Source organism: Roseomonas sp. KE2513, assembly GCF_016107305.1.
In the GTDB taxonomy this organism is placed as follows: Bacteria; Pseudomonadota; Alphaproteobacteria; order Acetobacterales; family Acetobacteraceae; genus Roseomonas.
This window is the reverse complement of the sequence record NZ_RCVR01000032.1, coordinates 21,013-35,981: the sequence shown is the minus strand read 5'-3', so window position 1 is coordinate 35,981 and position 14,969 is coordinate 21,013. Positions and strand designations below refer to the sequence as shown.

General features: G+C 67.7%; 15 protein-coding genes. 13 read left to right on the top strand and 2 right to left on the bottom strand.

Annotated features, from left to right (window positions below; all coding sequences use genetic code 11):
* The first annotated feature begins 86 nt into the window (after window positions 1–86).
* The 8 genes from D9599_RS23365 (at window position 87) to D9599_RS23325 (ending at window position 9,555) form a co-directional block, all read left to right on the top strand.
* Window positions 87–716, top strand: a complete 630-nt coding sequence (locus D9599_RS23365; protein ID WP_198383707.1) for a hypothetical protein — start codon at window positions 87–89, stop codon at window positions 714–716.
* Window positions 717–945: 229 nt separating this feature from the next.
* Window positions 946–1,389, top strand: coding sequence for a hypothetical protein (locus D9599_RS23360; RefSeq protein WP_198383706.1), 444 nt, complete (start codon window positions 946–948; stop codon window positions 1,387–1,389).
* 203 nt (window positions 1,390–1,592) lie between these two features.
* Window positions 1,593–1,868: a hypothetical protein gene (locus D9599_RS23355; protein WP_198383705.1), complete on the top strand. Its 276-nt coding sequence runs from the start codon at window positions 1,593–1,595 to the stop codon at window positions 1,866–1,868.
* A gap of 1,259 nt (window positions 1,869–3,127) precedes the next feature.
* Window positions 3,128–3,562 (top strand): helix-turn-helix transcriptional regulator, encoded by a 435-nt coding sequence (locus tag D9599_RS23350; protein WP_198383704.1) that lies wholly within the window; start codon window positions 3,128–3,130, stop codon window positions 3,560–3,562.
* Window positions 3,559–4,548, top strand: coding sequence for an arsenic resistance protein (locus D9599_RS23345; RefSeq protein WP_198383703.1), 990 nt, complete (start codon window positions 3,559–3,561; stop codon window positions 4,546–4,548). Before D9599_RS23350 ends, D9599_RS23345 begins: the two co-directional genes overlap by 4 nt.
* A gap of 532 nt (window positions 4,549–5,080) precedes the next feature.
* Window positions 5,081–7,666 (top strand): heavy metal translocating P-type ATPase, encoded by a 2,586-nt coding sequence (locus tag D9599_RS23335; RefSeq protein WP_232480817.1) that lies wholly within the window; start codon window positions 5,081–5,083, stop codon window positions 7,664–7,666.
* Window positions 7,666–8,406: a hypothetical protein gene (locus D9599_RS23330; RefSeq protein WP_198383702.1), complete on the top strand. Its 741-nt coding sequence runs from the start codon at window positions 7,666–7,668 to the stop codon at window positions 8,404–8,406. Before D9599_RS23335 ends, D9599_RS23330 begins: the two co-directional genes overlap by 1 nt.
* A 207-nt stretch (window positions 8,407–8,613) precedes the next feature.
* Window positions 8,614–9,555, top strand: coding sequence for an NAD(P)/FAD-dependent oxidoreductase (locus D9599_RS23325; protein ID WP_198383701.1), 942 nt, complete (start codon window positions 8,614–8,616; stop codon window positions 9,553–9,555).
* A gap of 50 nt (window positions 9,556–9,605) precedes the next feature.
* On the opposite strand, the gene D9599_RS23320 is transcribed toward D9599_RS23325, so the two are convergent.
* Window positions 9,606–9,836: a four-helix bundle copper-binding protein gene (locus D9599_RS23320; protein ID WP_232480816.1), complete on the bottom strand. Its 231-nt coding sequence runs from the start codon at window positions 9,834–9,836 to the stop codon at window positions 9,606–9,608.
* A 437-nt stretch (window positions 9,837–10,273) separates the two neighbouring features.
* Window positions 10,274–10,681, bottom strand: coding sequence for a helix-turn-helix domain-containing protein (locus D9599_RS23315; protein WP_232480815.1), 408 nt, complete (start codon window positions 10,679–10,681; stop codon window positions 10,274–10,276).
* A gap of 188 nt (window positions 10,682–10,869) precedes the next feature.
* Between D9599_RS23315 and D9599_RS23310 the strand changes: the two genes are divergently transcribed.
* The 5 genes from D9599_RS23310 (at window position 10,870) to D9599_RS23290 (ending at window position 14,928) form a co-directional block, all read left to right on the top strand.
* Window positions 10,870–11,226, top strand: coding sequence for a hypothetical protein (locus D9599_RS23310; protein ID WP_198383699.1), 357 nt, complete (start codon window positions 10,870–10,872; stop codon window positions 11,224–11,226).
* Between the two features lie 105 nt (window positions 11,227–11,331).
* Window positions 11,332–11,766: a zf-TFIIB domain-containing protein gene (locus D9599_RS31535; protein WP_232480814.1), complete on the top strand. Its 435-nt coding sequence runs from the start codon at window positions 11,332–11,334 to the stop codon at window positions 11,764–11,766.
* A gap of 23 nt (window positions 11,767–11,789) precedes the next feature.
* Window positions 11,790–13,382 (top strand): phospholipase D-like domain-containing protein, encoded by a 1,593-nt coding sequence (locus D9599_RS23300; RefSeq protein ID WP_232480813.1) that lies wholly within the window; start codon window positions 11,790–11,792, stop codon window positions 13,380–13,382.
* A gap of 11 nt (window positions 13,383–13,393) precedes the next feature.
* On the top strand, window positions 13,394–14,017 hold the full coding sequence (locus D9599_RS23295) for a DedA family protein (RefSeq protein ID WP_198383698.1): 624 nt from the start codon (window positions 13,394–13,396) through the stop codon (window positions 14,015–14,017).
* Window positions 14,017–14,928 carry a cation diffusion facilitator family transporter gene (locus tag D9599_RS23290; RefSeq protein WP_198383697.1) on the top strand — a complete coding sequence of 304 codons (912 nt, stop codon included), beginning with the start codon at window positions 14,017–14,019 and terminating at the stop codon, window positions 14,926–14,928. Before D9599_RS23295 ends, D9599_RS23290 begins: the two co-directional genes overlap by 1 nt.
* The last annotated feature ends 41 nt before the right edge of the window (window positions 14,929–14,969 follow it).

Here is a 14,969-nt window from a genome sequence, read left to right as displayed (position 1 = left end):
CTGTGCTGACGTGAACTAATTCTCGTTGTTCGTGCATATGGGTGCCGCACAATCGGAGGCGCAACATCACCCCGAGGAGACTTCCCGTGTCGAAGTTCACAACACCCTTCGCGCTTGTCGGTGCCTCCTTGGCCCTGGCTGCCTGCTCCGGCGGGCAGCTGGCCTCGGCACCGCCGGCGACGACGGCGTTGAGCGGCGTCGTCTGCCCGCCCGCCGGGACTGTTGCGGTACGCGATGACGGCAGCCGCGTCCGCTACGCTGGAGCCGATCCGAATGATCCGGCCGTCTGCCTGGTCCGTACGCAACAGGGAACCTCCCGCGCCCTCGGCGGCCTCCTGACCACGCATCCCATGAACGAGGGCGTCCGCCGCCAGGCTCTGGCCTCTCTGTTCCCGCTGGCGCCGGGCCGCTCGTCCACGGCCCGGTACCAGCTCGTCAACCAGACGATGCGGCCCGACCTGCAGCCCGTCCCCTTCGAGGAGAGCTTCCGCGTGGTTGGCGAGACTAGGTTCCAGACGGAGAGCGAGGAGCGTCCAGCCTGGGTGGTGGAGGGTACCCTGAGAAGCATGCTGGACTCGTCCTTCGTGCTGAATTCAACCTACACGATCGACAAGGAGACGGGTGCTACCCTTGCACAGAGCGCTACGAGTTCCACCGCCATGTGGACCGCCCGCCCCTGGCGGGTCACGGAACTCACACCTCCCTCCCGGCGATAGGCAGGCACTGCTGCGGAGCGGATGCCGGTTTCGGCACCTGCTCCGCGCCGATGACGCAAAGGAGGAGGCACAGGGACAAGCCTGGGAGGATTGTACGCGCATGCCGAGAAAGTGGTGGCAGGGATGGCAGGCAAGAGCTGCCATCCTGTTGTGCCTGCCCACGTCGTTAGCCCTGGTTGGCCCGGCCGTGGCGGACGTCGCCTGGACCGAACGCGCAGGCGCCTGGAGCGTGACCCGCTACCTCGGGGAGCGCGGCGATAGCTGGTGCGGTTGGACCACAACGTGGACCGACCCGGCGGATGGCCTGGGCCGCAGCGTCTCGTTCCAAATGCGGGGCGACGAGAGCGTCCTGTTCCTGTTCGTCGAGGGAGCGGTCATGGGTGGCCTGAGTGCCGGGAGCGAGCTGACGCTTGGTATCGACCAAACTCGTGGGATCGTTGAGGTCGACCTTGTGCGGCAGCTACCGAACGGCTTCCTCATGGCGCGCGGCGTCCTCGCCGCCGACGCTGCGGACCGCGACCGTCTTATCGCCCTGCTCTCGCATGCTTCCTCGGTGGAGCTGATCCTGCCGGGTCGCGGCGTCTGGCCGCTCAAGGCGACGGGCTTGGCGCAGACGAGGCCAGCTCTCAGGCGGTGCCTGGCCGACATGGAGGCACGCCAACCGCCGCGCTGACGGCGATGCCGTCCTTCCACTCCGGCGTCTCAACCTGCCCGTATTTACGAACCAGCAATACACTAGAAAACCATAGTTTCAGTTGAGATAAAATTCCAAATACACAAATCAAAATATTTGGGTTCGATGAAAACTGGAGGTAGGAGCGTTATCTACTCGGCACGGCGAAAAAAAATCGCCAGCATTCACACGGAGAAGAGAAGATGTTCCGCAGCAAGATGGCGAAGATAACCGCGACCCTGGGCCTCGCGACCGCCATGTTCGCGCCTCTCGTCAGCACGAGTGCCTCAGCCGAGGGCTACTACCCGCCGCGGGTTTTCCAGACGCAGGTTGAGTCCCGCGGTAACCTGCGGCCCCACACGCACGAGGACCACTACCGTCCGCGTCCGGCCGAACCCGCCTACCCAGGCATCCAGGGCTCGAACCAGACCTTCCTGGAGCAGAGCGGCGCGACGGGTGGCGGAGGCCAAGGCTCGTAGCATATCCTAGTAGGGCGGCTGCCTAGCCCAGGAGCCGCACCCGGCTCCCCAGCCCCACGCTTCCAGCAGGAGACACCTCGTGAAGAATTATGCTTTCGCCTTGGCCATCGGACTGATGGCACTGCCTGCCCTGGCCCAGTCCCCGGCGAGGCAGAACCCCTCGTCACCCCAGGTCATGGTTCCCACCGCGCCCCACCCCGGGCACCCGGCCGCGACGGTCCCGGACCAGGGCGCAGGTGTGCCGGGGGCCGCGGCCTCCCCAGCGGCCCCGCACGGCCCGGATCACAGGGGTGAAGGGCCGCCGAGCCCGCAGGCTGGCGTCCCCGGCATTCAGGACCCGTCCCAGCAGAACTAGGCGGCCCACGGCCCCGGACGCCTTAACGGGTGGCCGGGGCCAGGAGGCATGCGTTCGACCCCGCACTATCCAGTCGGGCTCGTCATTTACAAAACTAAATGTCTGGGCGCGGAACAGCTTCTCGGAAGCTGGAGTTTACGGAGAACCGAGGCGTCGTACCGAGGATGCCAGGACCGGCGGGCGGCGACGGTGGGTTTGAAGTCAGCCAGGTAGGAGAGCAAGGATGCCGCAAGAGAAGCCGGGCCCGCACCACGACCACCCGGGCCACAAGGCGGGTGACTTGGACCAGCACGGACATCGGGACCAAGCGAACCGCGAGGTTCCCGGTCAACACCACGACCATTCGGGGCACACACCGGGCGACCTCGATCCGGAAGGCCATCGCGACAGGAGCGTGACGGAGCAGCCCGGCCCGCACCACGATCACCCCGGCCATAAGCCCGGCGACCTGGATGAGCACGGTCACCGCGACAAGAGCGCGCCGCCGCTCCCGTAAACGATGGGCGGGAGTCTGAAGGTTCCCTCTTGCGGGCTTGGTCGGGGAAATCGGGCAACCAGCCGGGTCTCCCTGATCATTCCACGTCGGATGGTCATCGATGGACGGACCAAGCGGGAGTGACGCGGTCGACGTTGCCGCCGCGAAGATCAACGACACAGCTATGTCTGGGCGACGCCTCGGGCCAGAAGGCCAGATCGGGCCATAGGCAGGCGAGAGCTTCTAGACCTTTGCACTTTGTCCTCGATTCTCCAGTCACTGGAGTTCTCAAGGATCTTATGGCGCGGGCGCTAGGCGCCGCGCGGATGCGGAGATCCGGATGGGAAGCGGCATCCCGAGCTGGACGTCGTGACACCACGGGCGAGTGGCAATAGAATACTTCTATCATTCAAGAATGGTTGAAGTGTTTTGCAGGAACAGCAGGCCCTCGATGCCTTCGCATCGCTTTCCCAGGAAGCACGTTTCCGCATCGTGCGGCGCCTTGTGGTGGCCGGAGCGGACGGCATGGCAGCCGGTGCGATCGGGGAGGCCGTGGGCGTCTCCGGCTCCCGCCTGTCCTTCCACCTGAGCGATCTCGAACGGTCAGGCCTCATCCGAAGCCGCCGCGAGGGGCGCTCCATCATCTACAGCGCCATCTTTACGGCCCTGTCCGATCTCGTTGCCCTGCTGATGCGCGACTGTTGCGAGGGGCACTGTGAGGTCTGTGACCAGGCCATCTCGCTGTTCGCGCGGTGCAATGGCCGCCCCCAGGCAGTGGCCGATCAGGCGCCGCGACCGGCCCTGGTGTGTTCCGAAGCCGTGCCGTCCGGCCGCCCGGGCGCCCGCCAAGGGGTGAAGGCATGAACCGCCTGCGCGACATCCTGGAGACCCACCAGGTCGCCATCTACTTCGGGACGGTGATCGGCGCCGCCCTCATCGGCTTCCTCGTACCGGCCGCAGCCGCGCTGGAAGGCGGAATCAATCCGACGCTGGCCGTGATGCTGTTCGCGACCTTCCTGCAGGTTCCCCTTGCTGACCTGGGCCGCGCCCTGGTTCGGGTCCGGTTCATTGGCGCGCTGCTGGCCGCCAACTTCGTCGCGATCCCCGTGCTCGTCTTGGGCCTCATCCAGTTCCTGCCGCCCGATCCCATGGTGCGGCTGGGGGTCCTACTGGTGCTGCTGGCACCCTGCATCGACTACGTGGTGACCTTCTCCCACATCGGGCGCGCCGACGCCCGCCTCCTGCTCGCGGCGACGCCGATGCTTCTGCTGCTGCAGATGCTGCTGCTGCCCCTCTACCTGGGCCTGTTCCTCGGGGAGGACGCGGCGGGCCTAGTCCGGGCCGAGCCGTTCCTCCACGCCTTTGTTTGGCTCATCGCCGGTCCGCTCGTCTTGGCCGCTGCCGTCCAGTTCGTCGCTGGGAGAAGCGCTGGCGCGGCCAGGATCTCGGCGGTCCTGGGCCTGCTGCCGGTTCCCGCCACGGCGGTCGTGCTGTTCGTGGTCATCGCGTCCGTGACCCCGCAGCTCGGCATGGCCTTGGATGGAGCGGTCCGGGCCCTTCCCCTCTACGTCGCCTACGCCCTGTTCGCGCCGATCCTCGGCTGGGGCGTGGCACGGCTGGCAGGCCTCGATGCTCCCGCCGGGCGCGCCGTCGCCTTCAGCGCGGGAACGCGGAACTCTTTGGTGGTCCTGCCGCTGGCCTTCGCCGTGCCGGGCGCGATGCCGCTGCTCCCGGCCGTCATTGTCCTGCAGACCCTGGTCGAGCTGGTGGCCTCGCTCTTCTACATGCAGCTGATGCCCAGGCTCGGCACGGGCCAACAGGCCGGGCTTGCCGCCGCCGAGAAAAGGTGAGGCTCGTCCCATAAGCAGTCGGTTTCGGACACCCGGCCGCGATAGTCCCGAGCCACGGCCTCCCCAGCGGCCCCGCACGGCCCGGATCACAGGGGTGAAGGGCCGCCGAACCTGCAGGCTGGCGCCTCCGACATTCAGGACCCGTTCCAGCAGAACTAGGCCGCATCAGAGGATACCCACCGGCCCAGGGCTCCCGCCCTGAACCCGACTGACGTTTACAAAAGTAAATATTTAGAAGTGGAAAAGCGGAGCGGGAGATGAGGCTTTTCCGGAGCCGAAGCATCGCGTCGCGGAACCCATAAGGGCCGGCGGCGACGACGGCCCTGGGCCAGTCAGCGAAAATCGCAAAAATCCCGTAAGAGAAGCCAGGCCATGTACCATGGCCATCCCGGCCATCCCGGCCACACGCCGGGCGACCTCGACGAGCATTGGCACCGCGACAGGAGCGTTACGGAGAAAACCACTCCCCACCACCCTTGAAGCTCTAGTGGCTGGAGGTGCCATATGAGCGGTGCAAGGCATGGGAGTTCGCATGATGGACGGATCGAGGGCGGTTGGTGCCGGTCGCGGCGGGACCGTGTCCTGGCGTGTGGAGGGCATGGACTGCGCCTCCTGCGTCGCAAAGGTGACGAAGGCCATGGAGCGCCTGCCTGGCGTCTCCGACATTGCGGTGAACCTCATGGCCGAGCGCCTCACCGCGACCCTTGCCGATCCCGCGAGCGCAGCGGCTGTGGAGCGACAGGTCGCCGCCCTCGGCTACAAGGCCACCCGGCTCGACGCGTCTGCCGCGACGACGTCTTCCCCCATCATCTCCGCCGCGCCGACGTCCGTCGCCCCCGCGACCTTGGCCTGGAAGGTCGAGGGAATGGACTGCGCCTCCTGCGTCGCGAAGGTCGAGGGCGCGCTGCAACGCCTGCCCGGCGTCTCCGACATCGCGGTGAACCTCATGGCCGAGCGGCTGACGCTCCGCCTTGCGCCCGGGGGAACCGACACGGCCACCATCGAGCAAGCCCTTACCGGTCTCGGCTACGCCGCCCGCCCCCTGTCCGGGGGCGGCGTGACCCCTCCCGCTGCGGCACGGCCCGCCCACGACCACGCCGCGCACGATCATGCCGACCACGACGACTCCGGCCATGCGCACGCTAGCGGCGCCGGTGGCCACGCGAAGGGGGCGGACGAGGGCCACGGCGGCTTCGGCCACTCCCACGCCGACCATGACGACCCGGCCGACGCGGCGAAGCCCTGGTATGCCACGGGCAAAGCCCGGCTGGTCTGGCTCCTCGGCGCCCTGGTGCTGGGGGCCTACGCGCTCTCCCTCATCCTGCCGGAACGGCTGACCTATCCGCTGTTCCTCGCGGCCACTGGCGTCGCGCTCGTGCCCTTCGGCCGGCGCGCGATCGCCCTCGCCCGCGCGGGCTCCCCGTTTTCCATCGAGACGCTCATGGTCACGGCAGCGATCGGCGCCGCGATCATCGGCGCGGCGGAGGAGGCGGCCGTCGTCGTCCTGCTCTTCGCCCTCGGTGAGCTGCTGGAGAACGTGGCGGCGGGCCGGGCGCGGGCGGGCATCCGCGCGCTCGCCTCCCTTATGCCGAAGATGGCGCTGCGGGTCCGCGCCGACGGCTCGACGGAGCAGGTCTCATCGGACCGCCTCTCGGTCGGCGACCTCATCCTTATCCGCCCCGGCGACCGTGTGCCCGGTGATGGCCTGATCGAGGACGGCGCCTCCGCCCTCGACGAGAGCCCGGTGACGGGCGAGAGCGTGCCCGTCAGCCGCGGCCCCGGCGAGGCGGTCGTCGCGGGCTCTATCAACGCCGACGGCGCGCTGCGGGTCCGCGTCACCCGCGCTGCGGCCGACAACACTATCGCGCGGATCATCCGCATGGTGGAGGAGGCGACCGCCTCCCGCGCGCCGACGCAGCGCTTTATCGAGCGGTTCTCCACCTACTGGACTCCCGGAGCGATGATCGTCTCCCTCGCGGTGATCCTCGGCGGGCCGCTCCTCCTCGGCTGGGACTGGTGGACGGGGGTCTATCGCGGCCTCGCGATCCTCCTCATCGCCTGCCCCTGCGCGCTCGTGATCTCGGTGCCCGCCGCCATGGCGTCCGGCCTCTCGGCAGGCGCGCGGCGCGGCCTGCTCATCAAGGGCGGCGCGGCGCTGGAAAGCATCGGTGCGGCCCGCACGGTCGCCTTCGACAAGACGGGCACGCTTACCGAAGGCCGCCCACGCGTCACGGACGTGGTGCCCGCGACGGGAACATCGGACCGGGACCTCCTTGCCTATGCCGCAGGCGTCGAGGCGGGGTCCGCTCACCCGCTGGCGAAGGCAGTGATGGCCGAGGCCACCGCGCGCGGCGTCGCGACGCCCCCGGCGTCGGAGGCGGGTGCCGTGCAGGGCCGCGCGGTCACCGCCCTCGTGTCCGGCCGGCGCGTCGCCGTCGGCTCTCCCCGCTACGCCGGGGAGGCCGGCGTCGACCTCGGCACGCTCGCGGGGCGCGTCGAGGCCTTGGAGAGCGAGGGCAAGACTACCGTGGTCGTCATCGTGGACGGGACCGTTGCGGGCCTCCTCGCGATCCGGGACGAGCCGCGGGATGACGCGGCGGAGGGCATCGCGGCCCTCACCCGCCTTGGCATCGGCTCCGTCATGCTCACGGGGGACAATCCCCGCACCGGGGCCGCAATCGCCGCCGGCCTGGGCCTGGACGTGAAGGCGGGGCTGCTGCCCGACGACAAGCTGCGGGAGATCGCAGCCCTTCGGAACCGCGGGTCCGTCGTCATGGTCGGCGACGGCATCAACGACGCCCCGGCGCTCGCCGCAGCCGACGTGGGTGTCGCCATGGGGGGCGGCACGGACGTGGCGCTGGAGACGGCGGACGCGGCGGTGCTGCGGGACCGCGTCACGGGGGTGGCCGAACTCGTCGGCCTGTCACGGGCCACGATGACGAACGTGAAGACGAACGTCGCCCTCGCTGTCGGGCTGAAGCTCGTCTTCCTCGTGACGACGCTGATGGGTCTTACCGGCCTCTGGCCCGCCATCCTCGCCGACACCGGCGCGACGGTGCTCGTGACGCTCAATGCCCTCCGGCTCCTGGGCTGGAAGCCGGGCGCGACGGAGGCATAGTGGTCGCGCAGCCCGAACTCCTCGCGCCGATCGCCGCGACCGGCGTCGTGGTGGCCTTTCTGCACGCCGCGATCCCGACCCACTGGCTCCCCTTCGTACTCGCAGCCCGCGGCCAGGGCTGGAGTCGCGCACGCACCCTGGGCGTCGTCGCGCTCGCCGGCACGGGCCACGTGCTCCTGACGGCGCTCCTCGGCGCCCTGCTCGTCTTTGCCGGCGTCGAGGCTGGCGGCACGCTCGGCCGGACGTTCGGCTGGCTCGCCGGCGGAGCGCTGATCGCGGTCGGAGCCTTCTACCTCTGGCGGCAGGCACGCGGCGCGGGTCACGGGCATGTCCACCTCTTCGGCAGGGGTGATCACGGTCACCAGCACGGCCATGGCGGTCACGCGCATGACGCAAGCCATCACCATGCCCCCCATCATGGGGCCCCACGCAGCGGCGCCAGACGCCGGTCCGATGTCGCCGTAATCGCGGGTCTTTTCGCGTTGCTGACCCTCTCGCCTTGCGAGGGCTTCCTGCCGGTCTACGGTGCAGGAATCGTCTTTGGATGGGCGGGTTTCGTCCTCCTCTCCTGCGTACTCGCGGTCGCGACGGTCGCGGCGATGGGGCTCTTCACCTGGCTGACCCTGACCGGCCTCGAAGGGTTCGACCTGTCCCGGATCGCGCGATGGGAGGCGGGGGTCTACGGCGTCCTGTTCATCGGCCTCGGTCTCCTCGTCCTTGTAAACGAGGGATGGTCGTGACCGTGGGCGTGCCATGCCGAAACACAGTGAGGGTCCTTCTCTGTGCTTGGTATGTCAGCCGGAAGGGCTAAGCTTTGCCCACCGGTTGTTCACAAGCGCCACCACGCATCTGGATTTGATCCTGATGATTAAAGCAAGAGCACGCACTCCTGCCCTGTTCCTGTGCGCCGACCGCGATCCATGAACCACCCAGCTCCGGAGATCGACTTGGCTAAAGAGACTGAACAGTCGGTGGAGCGGCTCGACTGCCTGATCGTTGGCGGTGGGCCGGCCGGTTTAACGGCCGCGATCTATCTCGCGCGCTATCACCGGCGGGTCGCGGTGGTCGACGACGGCAACAGCCGGGCGCTTTGGATACCGATTTCCCATAACCATGCGGGCTTCCCGGATGGCATCGGCGGTGCGGAGCTGCTGGGCCGTATGCGTGTCCAGGCCGAGCGGTACGGCGCACGCCTAATGAACGGGCGCGTCAACGCGATCGAGGCGGCACAGGATTGCTTCCTCGCGCGCGGCGAGGATCTGGCACTGGAGGCGCGCACCCTCCTCCCGGCCACCGGCACTGAGAACCGGCGGCCGAACGTCGACCCGGCGACGCACCGTGCGGCACTCGATCGCGGGTTGCTGCGCTACTGTCCGGTCTGCGACGGCTTCGAGGCGACCGGACAGGCCATTGGCGTGATCGGCGGTGACGCGCGCGGCGTCGCAGAGGCCATGTTCCTCCGCACTTACTCGAACGACATCACCTTGCTCGCCTCGGGAAGGATCGAGATCGACGAGGACGAACGCGCCCTTCTGGGCCGCACCGGCATAAGGATCGAGGAGCGTTCACTCGAAGGACTTGACTTCAGCGAGGACCGCGTGACGGCGCGCCTGCAGGATGGTACAGAGCTGGGCTTTGATACGGTGTACCCCGCTCTCGGCTCGGACTCGAATGACGTGCTGGCGCAGGCGCTTGGCCTTCGAATGGGCGACGGGTGCTGTATTGCAGTCGACCAAAAGCAGCGCACCAGCCACGAGGGCATCTATGCGGCTGGCGACATCGTCTATGCGCTGGACCAGATCAGCGTCGCGATGGGCCATGCGGCGATTGCGGCCACCGCGTTGCACAACGACCTCCGCATGCGCGATGGCAAAATGCGAGCGGGCTAACACGTTCATACTGGCGGCATGGCGCCGGGTGGCGCCATGCCACGGAACCCCTAGCGGCTGGCAGCCGTGACCGTCATCTTGTCGCAACCCTCGGCACAGCGGCGGCATGCCTCGGCGGCCGCCTTCATCTTGCCGTCAGGGTCCTCATGCGCCTCGCAGAGCTTGGCACAGGCGCGGCAGATTTCGGCACATTCGCGACACAGATGTTCGTGGTGCGGCGACTGCCGGGCCATGAAGTCGGCTGCCGTGATACAGATCTGGGCACAGTCCAGAAGGGCCACAAGGTGGTCCTTTTCGGAATGCTGGGTGCCCCCGTGCAGAATGTGGGTAACCGTCTCCGTGCAGGAGCGGTGACAATTTAGGCAATCCTGAATGCAAGACGACAGATCCATCGCTGGCTCTCCCTCAGATGAAACTAGACAAGCGCTATAACGATTCTTGGACCGCCTGGAGTTTCCTTGAACCGCCGAGGTTTCCCCGCGACACCACAGTCAGAGCCCGGAACTCCGTACCCTCGCCGAGACAGTCATCCGCTCCTGGAAGGAGGAACTCCGCGACTGGGAGGCCCTCCTAGCCTGCTATCCCGGCTGCTGACGGCCTCTTCCATGACCGAAGCAACCACGAGAGGATCCAGGGGCACTCCGGTCAGAGCCATAACGTCCCATATCTCGCGGAAGGCAGCATGTTCGCGCGGCAGCCTCGGGAAGCGGCATACCGGCTACTCGTCGGAGTTGGCGAGAACCTCAATGACGTGACACTCGGCGATGCGTCCGTGGGTACCACGTTCCACCATCGCTTCCAGCTCTTTGCGGAGGGCTGTGAGCTGGTCAATCTTCTGCCCGACGGCAGCCAAGTGGGTGCGGGCGATCGCATCGGCCTCGTCGCAGGGCTGCTCCGGCAGGCCCGCCAGCGCCAGGAGTTGACGAATGGCATTCAGGTCGAAGCCAAGGTCACGGGCGTGCCGGATGAACTTGAGGCGCCGCACGTCCATGATGTCGTAGCCGCGACGATTGGCGCCGGTGCGGGCAGGGACGGGTAGCAGGCCGATGCCTTCGTAATAGCGAATGGTGGCCACCTTCACGCGGGCGAGCCTGGACACTGTTCCGATCGGCATTGGCTGCGACATGCCCGCTTGCTCCTCTAGTAGCTAGAGGATGTAGCAGGGTTCTCTGGCCGGTGAAGATGATTCGCTTGTGCCGGGAACTGAGCCTTGACGCGCTAACCGTTCATTACGATGCGCGTTGAAGGTAGGGGCGAGGACGTGCCAACACGGCGCGTGGTCGCTCGCGTTTGCAACCAAGAGAGGAAGCAGTCATGCCGCAAGAGAAGCCTGGTCAGCACCACGACCACCCCGGACACAAGCCCGGCGACCTCGACCAGCACGGGCACCGCGACAAGGCCGCGCAGGAAGTTGCCGGTGAGCACCACGACCACCCCGGCCATACCCCTGGTGATCTCGACCAGCACGGGCACCGCGACAAAGCCACGCAGGAGGTTGCTGGTCAGCACCACGACCACCCCGGCCATACCCCTGGTGATCTCGACCCCCAGGGTCACCGGGACCAAAGTGTGACGGAGAAGCCCGGCGCCCACCACGACCACCCTGGCCACAAGCCCGGCGATCTCGACGAGCACGGGCACCGCGACAAGAGTGCCTCGCCGAAGACCTGAGGAACGTGCCTGACGACAGGGCCGCACGGACGCGGCCCTGTCGTTACCTTTTGCCAAGCGCCGTCCTACCGCCCGGCACCGAATCCGGAAACCCAGGAGCAGCAAATGAGCGATCCGACCACTGAACGGCCTGCCGTCGGCATGCCCTGCCCGCGCTGCCGCGTGGATCTGGTCATGAGCGACCGGCAGGGCGTCGAGATCGACTATTGCCCGCAATGTCGCGGCGTCTGGCTCGACCGCGGAGAGCTGGACAAGGTTATCGAGCGCAACGCGCAGTTCCAGGCGCCTTCGGTGCCGGATGCAGCGGCTTCCCAGCCCCCTCCTCCTGGCACGGCAAGCCCGTGGATGGCTCCCGGCCAGGCAGCGCCCAGCTATGCCCCAGGTGCGCCGCCTCCTCCCGGCTGGGGGCAGCAGCAAGGCTACGATCAACATGGCGGCTACGGCGGGCACGGAGGAGGGCATGGGGGTGGGCACGGCGGGGGACATGGTGGGAGCCGCGACGGGCACAACAATTCGTTCCTCGGCAGGCTGTTCCGCTGAGCGGAGTCGTGGCAGCAAAAACCTTGACCGATCCGGAACAGAGCAAGCGTGGCGAGCCCGACCGCGCCAGTCAGGTGTTAATGCCCGGCACGACCTGCTGGCGCTTGGCTCACGCTGACCGTATGGCCGTGATTATCGATGCGGCCGACTACTTCCTCCACCTCAAGGCCGCGATCCTGCGGGCACGGCACTCCATCCTGCTCGTCGGCTGGGATTTCGACGCCCGCATCCAACTCGACCGCAGCGGCAGTGCCCCAGCCTCGGTGCCCAACAAGATCGGCCAGTTGCTGAACTACGCCGCACGGCGCAACCCGGCCCTGCGCGTCTACGTGCTGCGCTGGGACCTCGCCTTTCTCAAGATGCCGTTCCGCGGCACGACGCCGTTCTTCCTGCTCGAATGGCTCGGCGGGCATCGCCTCCACTTCCATCTGGACCAGCACCATCCGCCAGGCGGCTGTCACCATCAGAAAATCGCGGTGATCGACGACGCGGTCGCCTTCTGCGGCGGCATCGACGTCACGGGGGGCCGGTGGGACACATCAGCTCACCGCGACGACGATCCGGCTCGCCTGTGGCCCAACGGAACGCCGCACGGCCCCTGGCATGACGTGACGACGGCGGTGGACGGCGAGGCCGCACGCGCGCTCGGCGACCTCGCCCGGAACCGCTGGTTCGCGGCCAGCGGCTGGCGGCCCGACCCGCCGCATCCCGAACGGGACTGCTGGCCCGAGGGCTTGGAGGCGACGTTTCAGAACGTGGATGTCGCGATTGCCCGGACCCAACCCGCCTATCGCGGCCAGCCAGAAGTGCGCGAGATCGAGGCGCTTTACCTGGCGGCGATCGCCTCGGCCCGTCGCAGCATCTACCTGGAAAGCCAGTATTTTAGTGCACACCGGATCAGCGAGGCCTTGGCGCAACGACTTGCCGAGCCGGATGGGCCTGAGGTTGTCATCATCAATCCCGATCGGGCGAGAGGCTGGCTCGAGGAGGAAGTGATGGGGGCGGGCCGCGCCCTCCTGCTCGGGCGGCTGCGTGAGGCGGACCGTCACGGCCGGCTGCGCTTCTGCACCCCTGTGACTGCGGGCAGCGCCGCCATCTACGTTCACGCCAAGGTGCTGGTGGTGGACGACACGCTGCTGCGGATCGGCTCGTCCAACATCAACAACCGCTCCATGGGCGTGGATACGGAGTGCGACCTGGCGGTGGAGGTCCGGCCGGAAGACGCAAGAGCGTCGGATGTGCGCGCCGGCATCCTGCGGGTGCGCGACAGCCTGCTCGCGGAACACCTGGGTGTCGGTTGTGACGAGTTCCAGGCGGTCTTGCAGGCAGCGGGCGGGTCGCTCATTCGGGCATTGGACCAGTTGGCGCGACCGTCAGGCCCTACCCTGGTGCCCTTCCATCCACCGAAACTGTCGGAAGCGGAGCGCGAACTGGCTGAAACCCACGCGCTCGACCCGCACCACCCCGAGGCCATGGCCGAGACGTTTGTCCGCGCGCTTCGCCTCCTTCCACCCATTCGGGTGGCCATTGCCGCTGCTCTGGTCGCGGTCGGCGCCGGTGTGGCCGCCTGGCGCTGGCAACGCGCAGGCCGACGCCGTGGCCAGCGGATCGGGTAGGAGGAGGCGTGATGTTCGACTGGATCGTCGGCTTGGTGGAGCGGGGCGGCTATCTTGGCATCACGCTGCTGATGCTGGCTGAGAACCTGTTCCCGCCGATTCCCTCCGAGCTGATCATGCCGCTGGCCGGCTTCTCGGCCGCGCAGGGCAAGCTGAACGTTATGCTGGTCATCCTGTCCGGCACGATCGGGTCGGTGCTGGGAGCGCTGGCCTGGTACTACGTCGGGCGGTGGCTTGGACCGGATCGGCTGCGGCGCTTCGCCGCCCGCCACGGCCGCTGGCTGACCCTCTCACCGTCGGAGGTGGACCGCGCCCGAGCCGCCTTTACCCGCTGGGGGGCACCGGCAGTGTTCGCCGGGCGGCTTGTGCCGGCGGTGCGCACGCTGATCTCCGTCCCGGCCGGCATTGCCGCCATGGGCCTGGGCCGCTTTCTGGCCTGGACCACGCTCGGCACGGCGCTGTGGACCGCCTTCCTGGCAGGGCTCGGCTACTTACTCCAGGAGCAGTACCAAGCCGTGGCAGCATGGGTGAACCCGATTTCGAACCTCATCGTCGGTGCGCTCGTGCTCCTCTATCTTTACCGCGTGGTCACCTTCCGCGCTCAGGAGCCCCTGACCGGGCGAGGAACACGCTAATGCATGGCAGTCACACGCAGGCACCTACGACCGGCTCAACCACGGCACGGCACAAGCGCCGGATGGCCTGGGCACTGGGCCTGACGCTCACCTACATGGGTGCCGAGGTCGTCGGCGGGCTGCTCACCGGCAGCCTCGCCTTACTTGCCGATGCTGCTCACATGCTGACCGACGCCGGCGGCCTCGCCCTCGCGCTCCTGGCGATCCGCTTCGGGGAACGGCCGGCAACGCCGCAACGGACCTACGGCTACCTTCGCGCGGAGATCCTGTCCGCACTCGCCAACGCCGTCGTCCTGCTGGTCCTCACCATCTACATCCTCTACGAGGCGTATCGCCGCTTCGTGGACCCGCCGCAGGTGCTGGGCTGGCCCATGCTGCTGGTCGCCGCTGTGGGCCTGGTGGTCAACCTTATCAGCATGCGCCTGCTTTCCGGTGGGTCGTCCGAAAGCCTCAATGTCCAGGGCGCCTACTTCGAGGTGCTGAGCGACATGCTCGGCTCGCTCGGGGTGATCGTGGCAGCCCTCGTCATCATGTGGACGGGTTGGGAGCTGGCGGACCCGATCATCGGGGCCGGTATCGGACTGTTCATCGTGCCGCGGACCTGGAACCTGCTGCGCCAGGCCACTCACATCCTGCTGGAGGGCACGCCGCCACGTGTGGACGTGGGCCTGATGGAGCGGAACATCGGCGCCATCCCAGGCGTCGTGGCAGTGCACGATCTGCATGTCTGGACGATCACCTCTGGCTTGGACGCCATGAGCGCGCACGTCACCGTGCAGGACCCGGCCGAGGGCGCCCGGGTGCTGCGCGACGTACGTATCCTGGTCAAGGAGCAGTTCGGGATCGACCACATCACGGTGCAGATCGAGGACGAGGATCTGCGCGGGACAGAGGTCGCGATGCAGGTATGACTACTCGATCAACAACCCGGGCCAGGGAAGCGGCATGACAA

Coding starts and splice junctions, on each gene's coding strand:
- D9599_RS23295 (WP_198383698.1), top strand. CDS start 13,394: ATGTTCGACTGGATCGTCGGCTTGGTGGAGCGGGGCGGCTATCTTGGC.
- D9599_RS23315 (WP_232480815.1), bottom strand. CDS start 10,681: ATGTCGCAGCCAATGCCGATCGGAACAGTGTCCAGGCTCGCCCGCGTG.
- D9599_RS31535 (WP_232480814.1), top strand. CDS start 11,332: ATGAGCGATCCGACCACTGAACGGCCTGCCGTCGGCATGCCCTGCCCG.
- D9599_RS23345 (WP_198383703.1), top strand. CDS start 3,559: ATGAACCGCCTGCGCGACATCCTGGAGACCCACCAGGTCGCCATCTAC.
- D9599_RS23310 (WP_198383699.1), top strand. CDS start 10,870: ATGCCGCAAGAGAAGCCTGGTCAGCACCACGACCACCCCGGACACAAG.
- D9599_RS23355 (WP_198383705.1), top strand. CDS start 1,593: ATGTTCCGCAGCAAGATGGCGAAGATAACCGCGACCCTGGGCCTCGCG.
- D9599_RS23335 (WP_232480817.1), top strand. CDS start 5,081: ATGATGGACGGATCGAGGGCGGTTGGTGCCGGTCGCGGCGGGACCGTG.
- D9599_RS23290 (WP_198383697.1), top strand. CDS start 14,017: ATGCATGGCAGTCACACGCAGGCACCTACGACCGGCTCAACCACGGCA.